Source organism: Mesorhizobium sp. 43Arga (genome assembly GCF_053714255.1).
The window spans coordinates 330,561-344,895 of record NZ_JBSKBO010000003.1 but is presented as its reverse complement, the minus strand read 5'-3'; the positions used below and the strand labels follow the sequence as shown (position 1 = coordinate 344,895).

At 62.5% G+C, this 14,335-nt stretch carries 12 protein-coding genes; 6 read left to right on the top strand and 6 right to left on the bottom strand.

Annotation, left to right across the window (positions count from 1 at the left end; genetic code table 11):
- Nucleotides 1-38 precede the first annotated feature (38 nt).
- The gene (locus ACWGS8_RS14335; protein ID WP_454581561.1) at nucleotides 39-230 is read right to left on the bottom strand and encodes a DUF2735 domain-containing protein; all 192 of its coding nucleotides are present in this window, start codon (nucleotides 228-230) and stop codon (nucleotides 39-41) included.
- Nucleotides 231-546: 316 nt separating this feature from the next.
- Between ACWGS8_RS14335 and ACWGS8_RS14330 the strand changes: the two genes are divergently transcribed.
- Nucleotides 547-1,587, top strand: coding sequence for a glutamine synthetase beta-grasp domain-containing protein (locus ACWGS8_RS14330; protein ID WP_095775794.1), 1,041 nt, complete (start codon nucleotides 547-549; stop codon nucleotides 1,585-1,587).
- Nucleotides 1,588-1,701: 114 nt separating this feature from the next.
- Here the strand turns inward: ACWGS8_RS14330 and ACWGS8_RS14325 are convergent, their stop codons facing one another.
- Entirely contained in the window at nucleotides 1,702-2,868 is a 1,167-nt protein-coding gene (locus ACWGS8_RS14325) for a DmpA family aminopeptidase (protein WP_454581560.1), read from the bottom strand.
- A 32-nt stretch (nucleotides 2,869-2,900) separates the two neighbouring features.
- Nucleotides 2,901-3,503 (bottom strand): TetR/AcrR family transcriptional regulator, encoded by a 603-nt coding sequence (locus ACWGS8_RS14320; RefSeq protein ID WP_454581559.1) that lies wholly within the window; start codon nucleotides 3,501-3,503, stop codon nucleotides 2,901-2,903.
- 147 nt (nucleotides 3,504-3,650) lie between these two features.
- Between ACWGS8_RS14320 and ACWGS8_RS14315 the strand changes: the two genes are divergently transcribed.
- Nucleotides 3,651-5,072, top strand: coding sequence for an APC family permease (locus tag ACWGS8_RS14315; protein ID WP_454581558.1), 1,422 nt, complete (start codon nucleotides 3,651-3,653; stop codon nucleotides 5,070-5,072).
- Between the two features lie 690 nt (nucleotides 5,073-5,762).
- Here ACWGS8_RS14315 and glnA read toward each other — a convergent pair.
- Together glnA and ACWGS8_RS14305 are read right to left on the bottom strand one after the other, a co-directional pair.
- Complete coding sequence (gene glnA / locus ACWGS8_RS14310) at nucleotides 5,763-7,172, bottom strand: type I glutamate--ammonia ligase (protein ID WP_454581557.1); 1,410 nt, start codon at nucleotides 7,170-7,172, stop codon at nucleotides 5,763-5,765.
- A 61-nt stretch (nucleotides 7,173-7,233) separates the two neighbouring features.
- Nucleotides 7,234-7,572 carry a P-II family nitrogen regulator gene (locus ACWGS8_RS14305; RefSeq protein ID WP_006205430.1) on the bottom strand — a complete coding sequence of 113 codons (339 nt, stop codon included), beginning with the start codon at nucleotides 7,570-7,572 and terminating at the stop codon, nucleotides 7,234-7,236.
- Between the two features lie 356 nt (nucleotides 7,573-7,928).
- On the opposite strand from ACWGS8_RS14305, the gene ACWGS8_RS14300 reads away from it, so the two are divergent.
- Genes ACWGS8_RS14300 through ACWGS8_RS14290 form a run of 3 tightly spaced genes read left to right on the top strand, consistent with a single transcriptional unit; the run spans nucleotide 7,929 to nucleotide 10,847 of the window.
- On the top strand, nucleotides 7,929-9,467 hold the full coding sequence (locus ACWGS8_RS14300) for an NAD(P)H-hydrate dehydratase (protein WP_454581556.1): 1,539 nt from the start codon (nucleotides 7,929-7,931) through the stop codon (nucleotides 9,465-9,467).
- Nucleotides 9,464-10,297, top strand: coding sequence for a hypothetical protein (locus tag ACWGS8_RS14295; RefSeq protein ID WP_454581555.1), 834 nt, complete (start codon nucleotides 9,464-9,466; stop codon nucleotides 10,295-10,297). Before ACWGS8_RS14300 ends, ACWGS8_RS14295 begins: the two co-directional genes overlap by 4 nt.
- Nucleotides 10,281-10,847: a hypothetical protein gene (locus ACWGS8_RS14290; RefSeq protein ID WP_454581554.1), complete on the top strand. Its 567-nt coding sequence runs from the start codon at nucleotides 10,281-10,283 to the stop codon at nucleotides 10,845-10,847. The genes ACWGS8_RS14295 and ACWGS8_RS14290 overlap by 17 nt, the downstream gene beginning before the upstream one ends.
- Before the next feature lie 40 nt (nucleotides 10,848-10,887).
- On the opposite strand, the gene ACWGS8_RS14285 is transcribed toward ACWGS8_RS14290, so the two are convergent.
- On the bottom strand, nucleotides 10,888-12,420 hold the full coding sequence (locus ACWGS8_RS14285) for an acyl-CoA carboxylase subunit beta (protein WP_454581553.1): 1,533 nt from the start codon (nucleotides 12,418-12,420) through the stop codon (nucleotides 10,888-10,890).
- 390 nt (nucleotides 12,421-12,810) lie between these two features.
- On the opposite strand from ACWGS8_RS14285, the gene ACWGS8_RS14280 reads away from it, so the two are divergent.
- A complete protein-coding gene (locus ACWGS8_RS14280) occupies nucleotides 12,811-14,232 on the top strand; it encodes a DEAD/DEAH box helicase (RefSeq protein ID WP_454581552.1) in 1,422 nt (473 codons plus the stop codon).
- Nucleotides 14,233-14,335 lie beyond the last annotated feature (103 nt).

The following is a 14,335-nucleotide window of genomic DNA, read 5'->3' as shown; positions in this document are numbered from 1 at the left end:
CGCCGGGCTTTTCCGTGTCTGGGACTTGAAGAAGTGGATCAGCCCTTCGGCTGTGTTTCTTCTTCGATGGCCGCCTCGTGATACCAGCCGTCAAAATCGGCGTGCGTGTAACGCAACGAGGCGATCTCTGCCGCGAATTTCGCCTTAGCGCCTAAATTTGAGGCAGATTTGCGCGCTGCCAGGGGGAACATCAGAATTTTTGCCGACGGACGGGAGGGGACGACTTCCATGGGCGGTCTCCTTTCTTTTTCAGGAGCTTGTCGATTCAGCTTTCCTACAACATAGGTCTTGCGAGTCATTTAGGCAATATGCCTACGAAAAGATCATTACTTGCCTAATATTTATGCATAATTCTGGTTTGACCGATATGGGCCCAGTGATGAGGCGGCTCAGAAAATTCAAGGCGATATCTCTGCCATTTTGCCGCACCCGCCGAAGTCGGAGTGGCACACGAATTGCATTTTAGGGATCGGCAGCGCCGGCTGCCGACGGCAGACGCGTGTCGACGCCGTTTGGTGTTCGGTGAACAAGCAACGAGAGGCTAGAATGACGAAATACAAGCTCGAGTACATTTGGCTCGATGGTTACACCCCGGTCCCCAACCTTCGCGGCAAGACGCAGATCAAGGAGTTCGCCGAATTCCCGACGCTCGAACAGCTACCGCTGTGGGGCTTCGACGGTTCCTCGACCATGCAGGCCGAAGGTCGCAGCTCCGATTGCGTGTTGAAGCCGGTGGCGCTTTACCCGGATCCGGCCCGCACTAACGGCATTCTCGTCATGTGCGAGGTCATGATGCCCGACGGCGTCACCCCGCATGAATCGAACAGCCGCGCGACTATCCTCGACGACGAGGACGCCTGGTTCGGCTTCGAGCAGGAGTATTTCTTCTACAAGGACGGTCGTCCGCTCGGCTTCCCGGAGAGCGGTTATCCCGCGCCGCAGGGCCCGTACTACACCGGCGTCGGCTACAAGAACGTCGGCGACGTCGCGCGCAAGATCGTCGAAGAGCATCTCGACCAGTGCCTCGCGGCCGGCATCAACCATGAAGGCATCAACGCCGAAGTGGCCAAGGGCCAGTGGGAATTCCAGATTTTCGGCAAGGGCTCCAAGAAGGCCGCCGACCAGATCTGGATGGCGCGCTACCTGCTCCTGCGTCTGACCGAGGCATACGGCATCGACATCGAGTTCCACTGCAAGCCGCTCGGCGACACCGACTGGAACGGCTCGGGCATGCACTGCAACTTCTCGACCAAGTTCATGCGCGAAGTCGGCGGCAAGGCCTATTTCGAGGCCCTGATGGCGCAGTTCGACAAGAACCTGATGGACCACATCGCCGTCTACGGCCCGGACAACGACAAGCGCCTGACCGGCAAGCACGAGACCGCGCCGTGGAACAAGTTCAGCTACGGCGTCGCCGACCGTGGCGCCTCGATCCGCGTGCCGCATTCCTTCGTCAAAAACGACTACAAGGGCTATCTCGAAGACCGTCGTCCGAACTCGCAGGGCGACCCCTACCAGATCGCTTCGCAGGTGCTGAAGACGATCTCGCAGGTTGCAACCGACGCGAAGGTCTCGGCGGCTGCCTGATTCTGTTCGCGGCGTGGATCGCAAGGTCTTCGCTGCGACCAGGCTGTGCAACAAAAAAGCCCTGGCGGAAAAACGCCAGGGCTTTTTTGTTTTTGGGAGGTGGGTCGGTCGTTCTCAGCCGGCGACAGCTCCACGCGCCTTGAGCGCTGCCAGCATCTGGGCACGCGGCAAAGCAGGGCTGCGGTTGCCGTCGCGGCCGGTCATGTCATCGTTGGCGATCAGCGCGTTGAGCACCGCCTCCTCGGTCGCCTGCACGACGGCTGCATAGAAATCGTCCATGCGTCCCCATGGGATGAAGTTCATGTGGCTGTAGCTCTCTTCGCAGGCCGATCCTTGGGGAAAGCGGCCGTTGAGCGCATCGCGGTTGGCGGTGGAGAAGCTGAGAAAAATGTCACCGGAGAAATGCGAGCCAGTGGTGCCCGTTCGTGCCAGGCCGAGCGGCATGCGCCGGGCCAACGCCTTGCATTGGCCGGGCAGTAGCGGTGCATCGGTGGCGACGATGCCGATGCAGGAGCCGGCGCCGGTTGGGCCGCCGCTGAAGTACGCTTCCATCGGGTTGTCGTCTGCCAGGTGCTCGCCGAGCGGCACGCCGGCGATGGTGAGTTCGCGGCGCGAACCGAAATTGGCCTGAAGGAAGACGCCGACCGTATAGGAGCGATGGCCGTAATCGACGATCCGCGAGGCCGTGCCGGAGCCGCCCTTGAAGGCATAGCAGTTCATGCCGGTGCCACCGCCTACCGAGCCTTCCTCGATGCGTCCGCTCGCCGCATTGTCGATCGCGGCGATGGCGTGGTCGACCGTGACATGCGAGCCGTTGATGTCGTTGAGATAGCCATCCCAGGTTTCGGCCACTACCGGCAGCAGCCACTGGTTGGCGACATCGGGCTTGTGGCGCGCCACCCAGTCGATGACGCCGCGATGACAGGGACCGACCGCATGGGTGTTGGTGATAAGTATTGGCAGGCTGATGCTGCCGGCCTCCTCGATCCACGACGCGCCGGTCATCTCGCCATTGCCGTTGAAGGAATGATAGCCGGCCGCGCAGGCAATCCCGACACCGTCACGGCCGAATGGCAGGATGGCCGTCACGCCGGTGCGCACCGGCCCCTGTCCAAGGCTAAGTGCGCCTTCGCCCTTGATGATCGTGGAATAGCCGACCACGACACCGTCGACATCGGTGATGGCATTGGCGGGACCGGGCGTGCCTTGCAGGGGAATGGCGAGCGCGCGCGCTCGCGCCTTGCCGGCTGGCGTGGTGGTGTGGGTCGGCATTTGGTCCATGCTTGGGGTTTGCTCCGTTGATGTAAGCCGGCTCAGCGAAGGCTGCAGCCGGTCGCAAGCTCGGCATAGCTGGTCAGGATGGCTAGCGCCGAAACCTGATCGACGGCGGGCACGACGTTGACGAGATGCAGCCCCAGCCCGTCCTCGAGCACCACCAGGCTGCGCGCGATCGTCTCGCTGGTCGCCTGCAGCTTGAAGATGCCGGTGGCCGCACCCGCTTCCAGGATGCCGACATAGATCGACACCTGCCGCTCGAACAAAGTGATGTGGCGGGCGGCATAGCTCGCATCCGAGCGCGAATAGGCGCCGAGCTCGAGCAGCAGCCGGCAGAGCTGGTCGTCGGCGTCGGTCGGCAGCCCGCTCTCGATCATCGTTTTCAGCCGCAGCCGCGGATCGGCGATCTCGGCGACCGACGCCGCGCGTATCGTGCAGAACCGCTCGACGGCCTTGCGCTGCACATCGTCCAGCAGGTCCTTGAGGCCGGGATAGTAGTAGAGCAGGGCGCTCGAACTCATCCCTGCCTCATTGGCGACGTCGCGCAACGTGACGTCGGCAAGGCCGCGCTTGGCGATCATCGATTCCGCCGCCGCGACGAGGGTGAGGCGGCGATCGGTCTGGGTTTTGGGTCGTCCCATTTCTGTTTCCTGAATTTGATTCAGTTTAAAACTGGCATGCAAAATTTTGCAAGCACCATAGTGTCATATTCATTGACGATATCTGACTCCATCGATAGGTTCCGCAGCGGAGGATAATTTTTATCATATTAAAAAAAGGGGAGGACGATGTCTACAAACGAAGCAACAACAGGGGCGGTCGACAAGGCCGCGCCAGCCGCCAAGGGACTGGACCGGGCGCTCAATGCGCTGGGCACGCTGATGATCGTGCTCTCAGCGGTGACGCCGGCATCATCGGTGTTCATCATTGTGCCGGGCGTCATTGCGCTCGCCGGCACTGGCTCATTCCTCAGTTTCGTCATTGCCGCGGTCATCGGGCTGTTCATGGCCTTCGTCTATGCCGAATTGTCGTCGGCCTACCCGATGGCCGGTGGCGAATACACCATGATCGGCCGCACGCTTGGCCGCTTCTGGGGCTTCGTCACGCTGGTGCTGGTGTTCGTCTCGATCGTCCTGATCGTCGCCGTCATCGCGCTCGGCGTCGGCACCTATCTCGGGGTTCTCATCCCCAATCTCAGCCCGCAATGGGTCGGCGTGGTGACGATCGCGCTGGCCGGCACGGTCGCGGCCATGCGCATCAAGCTCAACGCTTTCGTCACCGGCATCTTCCTCGGCATCGAAATGCTGGCGCTGCTGATCCTGACCGGTCTTGGCTTCGCTCATGTCGAGCGGCCGCTGTCGAGCCTGTTCACCTCACCGCAATTGCTCGATGCCACCAACACGCTGGTCCCGGCGTCGGCTGGAATCATCCTCGCGGCCACCGCCGTTTCGCTCTTTGCCTATAATGGCTATGGCGCGGCCGCCTATTTCGGCGAGGAGACGCAGGACGCCAAACACAACATCGGCAAGGTCGTGGTTTGGGCGCTGCTGATCACGGTCGCCGCGGAGCTCATTCCGCTGACCGCAGTGCTGCTCGGCTCGCCGGATCTGGCCGGCCTGCTCGCCGCGCCGCAGAAGATCGAGTACTTCCTCGAGGCGCGCGGCGGCCATGCGCTGACGGTGCTGATCAGTCTCGCCATCGCCGTCGCCATCTTCAACGCCGTCATCGCCATCATCCTGCAGGCGGCGCGGCTGCTGTTCAGCTCCGGCCGCGACAAGACCTGGTTCGGTCCGATCAATGCCGCGGTCGCCTCCGTCCATGGCAGCTACGCGTCGCCCTGGATCGCCACCATCGTCGTGTCGGTGCTGGCGGCGGTCGCCTGCTTCATCGACATCAACCTCTTGCTGGTGGTCAGCGGCACGTCGCTGGTGGTGATCTACGCGCTTCTGTGCGTGGCGGTGTTTGCCGGGCGCCGCAACGGCACCACGGCCGGAGGACATTATCGCATGCCCTTGTTTCCGGTGCCGGCCATCCTTGCCTTCGTGGCGCTGGTCTATGTTGCCTACCAGAATCTGCTCGACGTCGCCTTCGGGCGTCCGAGCCTGATCGCGACGCTGCTGATCATGGTCGTGGCGGCGATCTATTATGTGCTGGTGCTCGCCAGGCGAACGGACTGGAACCTTCACGGCCCCGACGAACTTGCCGGATAGGTGTCACTCCGACGCCCTGTCCTTGCGAGAACCCCGGCCTTCGCCGGGGTTCCTTTTTGCCGTGCCGACCGGCGGAGCGAAATACCCCCAAAAAAAGTCAGGTTGAAAAGGACCGGGCAAATTCGCGGGATGGAGAGGCTTTTGGCTGACGCTACTTGCCGCCACTGGTGTCATGTACTCTCGACTTCGTCGAAAAAGCCCGGAAAACGGCCTGTTTCAGCTTATCCGTACTCCAACGATCCTCTCTATAAGCCTCTGTTCATACATCGAAATCCGCGATTCATGCTCTCGTCCGTCGACGTTGACAGATCACGTCACGGCATGCGTATTCGTGGCCATGGGGTTACGCCAAAGCGATGCTGTTCGAACGGGGCGGGGTTTCTTGAACGACGGCATTGGCGGGGGCGCCGGACGAGCGGGCATTGCAGCCTGAGGCAGTGCGCCGCTCGCTCCTGGCGTTCGATTGCGCGCTCGAAACGGCCACCCACCAGCCTTCATTTGCGGTTTCCGCCGGCGGCCACAGAGTCTGGCAAGCCGCGCCATCAAACGATCCTTTAGAACCGAATAGAGAATGCTCGCGCTTGCGTGGCTAACCACACGCGGGCTCATCGATGCGCATTTGACGACAGCAAAAAGCCCTTGAAGGCGGAAATCCTTCAAGGGCTTTTTCAACGCTCTCTGTACGGGTTCTTATACCGAATAGTACATGTCGTATTCGACCGGATGCGGGGTCATTTCGAAGCGCATCACCTCGGCCATCTTTAGTTCGATGTAGCTGTCGATCTGGTCGTCGTCGAAGACGCCGCCGGCCTTCAGGAAGCCGCGATCCTTGTCGAGGCTCTGGAGGGCTTCACGCAGCGAGCCGCAGACGGTCGGGATCTTCTTCAGCTCCTTCGGCGGCAGGTCGTAGAGGTCTTTGTCCATCGGCTGTCCCGGGTGGATCTTGTTCTTGATGCCGTCGAGGCCGGCCATCAGCATGGCGGCGAAGGCGAGGTAGGGGTTCGCGCCCGGATCGGGGAAGCGGACCTCGACGCGCTTGGCCTTCGGCGACGAGCCGAACGGGATGCGGCAGGAGGCCGAACGGTTGCGCGCCGAGTAGGCGAGCAGCACCGGCGCTTCATAGCCGGGCACCAGGCGCTTGTACGAGTTGGTCAGCGGGTTGGTGAACGCGTTGATCGCCTTGGCATGCTTGATGATGCCGCCGATGTAGAACAGGCAGCTTTCCGACAGGCCGGCATATTCATTGCCGGCGAAGGTCGGCTTCCCGCCCTTCCAGATCGACTGGTGGACGTGCATGCCCGAGCCATTGTCACCGAAGACGGGCTTCGGCATGAAGGTGGCCGTCTTGCCATAGGCGTTGGCGACCTGGTGCACGACATACTTGTAGATCAGCATCTTGTCGGCGTTGCGGACCAGCGTGTCGAACTTGATGCCGAGTTCGTGTTGCGCGGCGGCGACTTCGTGGTGGTGCTTTTCGACGCGCACGCCCATTTCTGCGAGCACGGTCAGCATCTCGGAGCGCATGTCCTGCGCGCTGTCGATCGGCGGCACCGGGAAATAGCCGCCCTTGATGCGCGGGCGGTGGCCGAGATTGCCGGTCTCGTAGTCGGTGTCGTCGTTGGACGGCAGTTCGGTGGAGTCGAGCCTGAAGCCGGTGTTGTAGGGGTCGGCCTTGTACTTGACGTCATCGAACACGAAGAACTCGGCTTCCGGGCCGACGAAGATCTGGTCGCCGATGCCTTCCGACTTCATGTAGGCCTCGGCCTTCTTGGCCGTGCCGCGCGGATCGCGGTTGTAGGATTCGCCCGAAACCGGATCGAGGATGTCGCACAGGATGACCATGGTCGACTGCGCGAAGAACGGGTCCATGTGGACCGTGTCCGGGTCGGGCATCAGCACCATGTCGGACTCGTTGATGGCCTTCCAGCCGGCAATCGAGGAACCGTCGAACATGACGCCGTCGGCGAACATGTCTTCCTCGACCTCGACGACATCCATCGTTACGTGCTGCAGCTTGCCCTTCGGGTCGGTGAAGCGCAGGTCGACGAATTTCACGTCGTTGTCCTTGATCTGCTTCATGATGTCTTTGGCTGTCGTCATGTCATGTATCCCTGTTTGATGACGTTTTTTGATGGATGACGTTTTTTGGAGGATGGCCGCGTTAGACCGCGTCCATTCCGGTCTCACCGGTGCGGATGCGCACGACTTCCTCGATGTTGGAGACGAAGATCTTGCCGTCGCCGATACGGCCGGTCTGGGCCGCTTTGCGGATGGCCTCGATGGCACCTTCGACCGCATCGTCGCCGAGCACGACCTCGATCTTTACCTTGGGCAGAAAATCGACGACATATTCGGCGCCGCGGTAGAGTTCGGTATGGCCTTTCTGACGTCCGAAGCCCTTGGCCTCGGTCACGGTGATGCCTTGCAGTCCGGCCTCCTGAAGCGCTTCCTTCACTTCGTCCAGCTTGAATGGCTTGATGATCGCTTCGATCTTTTTCATGTAAAAAGTGGCCTCCACTGCCAAAAAAACGGGTTGTGAGCCCCCGCTTGCGCCTCCATCAAGCACGAACTGTGCCAGATAGCGGGATTCGAAGCGGTTTCATACGATTTCCAAGTCACGTCACGCCGAGGTGCAAATTCGCGTCATTCGATGCATCGGATGCGGCATGAGTTGCCGAAGCTTACACAGTGCCAGCTCTCGCGTTAGCATAATAATTAAGCAGATCGCCCATTGAATGGGCATCTTCGCGCCTTGATACCCCTCCCAGCGACATGGCCGCAGCCGATGATGAACTCCTCCCGTTTGCTTCGGCTCGAAAACTGGACAATGCTTGATCGAATGCGGATCGGCAATCCATGAGCGATGAACTTCTTACCTCCGCCGAAATGGGCGAGGCGGATCGGCTGGCGATTGCCGCGGGCCCGGTCGATGGCATCGGCCTGATGCGCCGCGCCGGCGAGGCGGTCGCGGCCGAAGTTCTCAGGCGTTACCCCTCAGCGACACATGTCCATGTGCTGTGTGGTCCCGGCAACAATGGTGGCGACGGCTATGTCGTTGCCCGCATCCTGGCCGGCAGCGGCGTCGCCACTACGGTCTGGGCGGCCGGTGCGCCGAGGCCGCAAAGCGACGCGGCACTCGCCGCGGCTGAATGCCCGATCGTGCCCCGGCCGCTGCCGGGTTTCGAAGCCGAGCGCGGCTCGATCGTGGTCGACGCGCTCTACGGGGCAGGGCTGTCCAAGCCGCTGTTGGGCGACGCCGCCAGGGCGGTCGATATCACCACCAACGGGCGTTTGCCGGTTGTCGCGGTCGATCTGCCCTCAGGTGTTTCCGGCGACAGCGGCAGAGTTTTGGGCGTGGCATTTACCGCAGCCGTCACCGTGACCTTCGCACGCAAGAAGCCAGGCCATCTGCTCCTGCCGGGCCGGGAGCGATGCGGCGAGATCGTACTCGCCGATATCGGCATTGGCGACGACATCATCGCAGGGCTCCAGCCCCGGACATTCGAGAACAGGCCGGCAAATTGGCTGCGCGATTTCCCGGTTCCGGCTGTCGACGCACACAAGTACAAGCGCGGCCATGTCGGCGTCTTTTCCGGCGGGCCGAGCGCCACCGGCGCGGCGCGGCTGTCGGCGCTTGCCGCGGCCCGAAGCGGGGCAGGGGCGGTGACCGTGCTGTCGCCGGGCAACGCCATGCAGATCAACGCCGGCCATCTGACCTCGATCATGCTGCGCAAGACCGATGATGTCGCGGACATCAGGGAATTTGTCGGCGAACGCCGGCCTTCGGCCTTCGTTCTTGGCCCCGGCTTTGGCGTCGGCGAAAAAACACGGACCTTTGGGCTCACACTCCTCGCCTCCGGACAACCTCAAGATACTGCCACACAGGTCGATGGCCTTGTTTTCGATGCCGACGCGATCACCACGTTTCGCGATGCGCCGGAAATCTTGTTCGAAGCGGCGGGCAGGCCGAATGCACCGGCCCTGGTGATGACCCCGCACGAAGGGGAGTTCGCGAGACTGTTTCCCGACATTGCTGGTGACGACGCCTCGTCCAAGCTCGACAAGGCGCGCGCGGCGGCCGCACGTGCCAATGCCGTTATCGTCTACAAGGGCGCCGACACGGTGATCGCCGCGCCCGACGTCCGGGCGGCGATCAATTCCAGTGGCGCGGCCTGGCTTGCCACTGCCGGTTCGGGCGACGTGCTGTCGGGCATCACCGCCGGACTGCTGGCGCAAGCCATGCCGCCGTTCGAAGCGGCCTGCGCGGCGGTGTGGATCCATGCCGAGGCCGGCAGCCGGTTCGGTGCGGGGCTGATTGCCGAGGATCTGCCGCTGGCGCTGGTGCCCGTGTTGAGCGAACTGGTCGAAGCACGTCGCAAGGTGCCCGGCGAATGAAGCGTTTCGCGCTCGCCGTCGCCGCCGTCATTGCACTGTTTGCATCGCATGGCGTGCGCGCCGAGCAGCCGGTGACCATCGTCGACGATCCGGCGGTTCTCGCCGCCCTCGATGCCAAGGGTTTTGGCTTCGCCGGCATTTTCAGCGCCGATGGCGAGGGCAACCTGAAGACGCTCTATGACAAGGCGCCGGCCTACCATGCGATCGTCGATACGGTGGCATCAGACATTGCCACGCTGCGCGCTGAGATGAAGACCGGCGGGCGTACGCTTTACGAGGTGACCGACGCCAATGTCGGCCGCATCATGGATATGCGCTGGCTGACGACGGAGGCGGCGCACTTCCACCTGGTCGGCATCGTCAACCGGCTCGACCGGCGTGATTTCGCTGCCTTGGAAGGTGACAAGAGCTGCGGCGAGGTGCGCTTCATCTATCGCCTGGCCTACAGTTTCAAGAAGGACGGCAAGGTCCTGGCCTCGCGGCTGCCGTTCAACTTCAACGCCGTCTATCGTGCGGCACCCGATGCCGATGGCGGCTGCGTAGGTGTTGCCGGACGTTGGATGCCGCAGTTGGATGAGAGCGTCGATGCCGGCTGGCTGACCGGCGGGCCGCTGGAGCGGGCCGTCCTTCGCACCGCCTGCCACATGGAGCGATGCCGGCGAAATCGACTACGCGCCAGCCGAAATGGCGATGCCGTGCCTAATGCCGGAGGATGCTTCACGCTTCGGCGCGACCTGGCAATGCGGTGGCGGCACGGTCTGCACGCCGCTGGCGACCGCATCAGGCGTGCGCACCACTCTGGCGCAGTGTCTGTTGCCCAAGGACAGTGAAAAGATGTTTTCCGGCCATCCCTGCCTGACCAGGTCGATCGCCAGCAACCCATCGCAGCCTTTCAACGATCGCTACAAGATATCAGGCCAGTTCGCCGCCTTCGCGCCGGGGATTTCGCGGACCGGCTATACCTGCCGGCCACCGAAGATCGGCGTACCGGCGGGCATCGCCTATCGCGCCTGCGACGACAAGGATCGCAACTTTGCTGCCTTCAACAAGGGCAAGCCGATACCGAATGAAATCTGCGGGCTGGTCGGCGGCAAGAAATTCGACACTTGCGTAGCGACCAACAATTTCGACCAGTGCCTCGGCGGCGCGGTCAATCGCGGCAACCGACCGGCCTGCTCGGCCGATCATTTCTGTCGCGAGGACTATATGTGCCAGTCGCTGCCGCCGGACATGCCGGGCGCCGCCAAGGTGAAAGGTATCGGCTTCTGCTCGCCGACCTATTTCATCTTCCAGATGCGCATCGACAACCACGCGACACCGTGGACGAGCGCTACCAGCGAGCCCAACGACGCGGGGTTCGGCGCGGCCGGGGAGGAATGAGCGTTCGGCGGCTATCGCTGGCAGAGACCCATCGGTCGCCTCACAGCGGAATGTTGTCGTGCTTCTTCCAGGGGTTCTGCATGTCCTTGTTGCGCAGCATCCGCAGCGCCCGGGCGACACGGCGGCGGGTCGAGTGCGGCATGATCACCTCATCGACATAGCCGCGTTCGGCGGCGACGAAGGGCGACAGGAACCGATCCTCGTAAGTCTTTGTATGGGCTGCGATCTTTTCCGCGTCGCCAATGTCCTTGCGGTAGATGATCTCGACCGCGCCCCTGGCGCCCATGACGGCGATCTGCGCTGTCGGCCAGGCATAGTTCATGTCGCCGCGCAGATGCTTTGACGCCATCACGTCATAGGCCCCGCCATAGGCCTTTCTGGTGATGACGGTGATCTTCGGCACGGTCGCCTCGGCATAGGCGAAGAGCAGCTTGGCACCGTGCTTGATCAGCCCGCCATATTCCTGCGCGGTGCCGGGCAGGAAGCCTGGAACATCGACGAAGGTGACGATCGGGATCGAAAAACAGTCGCAGAAACGGACGAAGCGCGCCGCCTTGCGGCTGGCGTCGGAATCGAGCACGCCGGCGAGCACCATCGGCTGGTTGGCGACGAAGCCGACGGTGCGGCCCTCGACGCGACCGAAGCCGGTGACGATGTTTTTGGCGAAGCTCTGCTGGATCTCGAAGAAGTCGCCCTCGTCGGCGACCTTCAGGATCAGCTCCTTGATGTCGTAGGGCTTGTTGGCATTGTCGGGGATCAGCCGGTCGAGCGACAAATCGTGGTCGGTGACCGACTGGTAGCATTCGATCTCGGGAATCTCCGATGTGTTCGAGGCAGGCAGCAGATCGACCAGCCGGCGCATCTGCAAAAGCGCCTCGACGTCATTGTCATAGGCGCCGTCGGCGATCGAGGATTTGGTCGTGTGCACCGAAGCGCCGCCAAGGCTTTCGGCGGTCACCGTCTCGTTGGTGACGGTCTTCACCACATCCGGGCCGGTGACAAACATGTAGGAGGTTTCGCGCACCATGAAGATAAAGTCGGTCATGGCGGGCGAATAGACGTCGCCGCCGGCGCACGGGCCCATGATCACCGAAATCTGCGGAATGACGCCGGAGGCCAGCACATTGCGCTGGAAGATCTCGGCATAGCCGCCAAGGGCCGCAACACCTTCCTGGATGCGCGCGCCGCCGGCGTCGTAGAGTCCGATGATCGGCGCGCGGTTGCGCAGCGCCATCTCCTGCACCTTGATGACCTTTTCGGCATGCGCTTCCGACAGCGACCCGCCGAACACGGTGAAATCCTTGGCGAAGAGGTAGACCGGACGACCGTTGACCGTGCCCCAGCCGGTGACGACGCCATCGCCGGCGATCTTGGTCTTCTCCATGCCGAAATCGGTCGAGCGATGTTCGACATACATGTCGAACTCTTCGAACGAACCCTCGTCGAGGAACACCTCGATGCGTTCGCGGGCGGTGAGCTTGCCCTTCTTGTGCTGGGCGTCGATGCGCGCCTGGCCGCCGCCCATGCGGGCGATCTCGCGCCGGCGCTCGAGTTCCTTCAGCACGTCCTTCATCGCTCGGTCCCCAAAATAGAAGCTGCATTTGTGGTAATGATGCCCGTCGGGGAGCGCAAGCGTCGGCTTTTGGCCGGCTTTTGCTGCGCTGCAGCATGACGCCCCTTGCATTCCGGGGCGAACTCAGCCATATGCAGCCCATAGGCGCTTGGGCCGGGAGATTCCGGCCTTCTCGACGAATGAGACTGGTTGCGTCTGTTTTCCCTCTTTCCGGCAAATCGGCAAGGCGGCGAAAAAGCCCCGTGGCATGATGCCTGCGGGCACGACAGCGCAGCCGAGTGGACGCATACGTCCGCCCGCCTTGTCGTTTCATATCAAATTTTTCGACGGCAGGTTGCGCCCGCCGCCATTGATGTTTGCGGCCGAGAGGCCGCGTGAAAGAAGATTATTTTGACCAACGAAAACACATTGCCCGGCAACGTCACCGCGGAACTCTCCGGTTTCGCAGCGCTGGGGATCACGGGTGCGCTGCTCAAGGCCACTCACAATGCCGGCTTCACCGACCCGAAGCCGATCCAGATGCAGGCCATCCCGCCACAGCTGGAAGGCCGTGACATTTTCGGCATTGCGCAGACGGGCTCGGGCAAGACGGCGGCCTTTGCGCTGCCCATCCTGTCGAAGATCATCGCGCTCGGCACCAAGCGGCGCGCCAAGACGACCCGTGCCCTCATCCTGGCGCCGACCCGCGAGCTCGCCGTGCAGATCGAGGACACCATCAAGATCCTCGCCAAGGGCGCGCATGTCTCGACGGCACTCGTGCTGGGCGGCGTCTCGCGCTTCAGCCAGGTGAAGAAGGTTGCTCCCGGCGTCGACATCCTCATTGCCACGCCCGGCCGATTGACCGATCTGGTACGCGAGGGCGACCTCATCCTCTCCGACACCAAATGGCTGGTGCTGGATGAGGGCGACCGCATGCTCGACATGGGCTTCATCAACGACGTCAAGCGCATTGCCAAGGCGACCGCGCCTGATCGCCAGACGGCGTTGTTCTCGGCCACCATGCCGGACGAGATCGCCGAACTGGCCAAGGGTCTTCTGAAGAACCCGGTCCGCATCGAAGTCTCGCCGCAAAGCACAGCGGCGGCCGAGATCGTCCAGGGCGTCGTCTTCGCCCGCACCAAGCAGAAGCGCCAGGTGCTGTCGACGATGCTCGCCGACGAGGCGATGAAGTCCGTCATCATCTTTTCGCGCACCAAGCATGGCGCCGACCGGGTGACCAAGGACCTCGAGCGCGATGGCTTCAAGGCCGCCGTCATCCATGGCAACAAGTCGCAGAATGCCCGTCAGAAGGCGCTGAACGATTTTCGCGATGGATCGGTACGCATTCTGGTCGCAACCGACATCGCGGCGCGTGGTATCGACGTGCCCGGCATCAGCCATGTCGTGAATTTCGACCTGCCGGACGAGGCCGAAAGCTACGTCCACCGCATCGGCCGCACCGGCCGCAATGGCATGGACGGCATCGCGATCACGCTTTGCGATCCTTCTGAGAACAGCAAGCTGCGCCAGGTCGAGCGCATCATCCGCACCAAGCTGCCGATCGTTGCCGACCATCTCGGCAGCCCCGATCCGCAGCGCAATCCGGCTGAAAAGAACGATCGCTTCGAGCCCGCCAATGATCGCAACGACCGCAATGGCCGTCGCGACGGCAGGCGGCCTGGCGGCGAGAACAAGGGCAACGGCTTCGGCAAGAAGCGCTTCGGCGACAAGCCGGCTTTTGCCGGTGAGCGCAAGCCGGAAGGCGCCAAGCCCTTCAAGGGCAACAACAAGCGCCGTTTCGGCGGCAAGCGTCCGGCAGCGCGGGCTGCTTAACCAAGCCTCGGCGCCGGTCGGCCAAGCCTTGGCGCTTGGCTGGTTGCCTGACTGACAGAGAAAAGGGCGGCTGAAGCGATGCTTCAGCCGCCCTTCTCGTCTC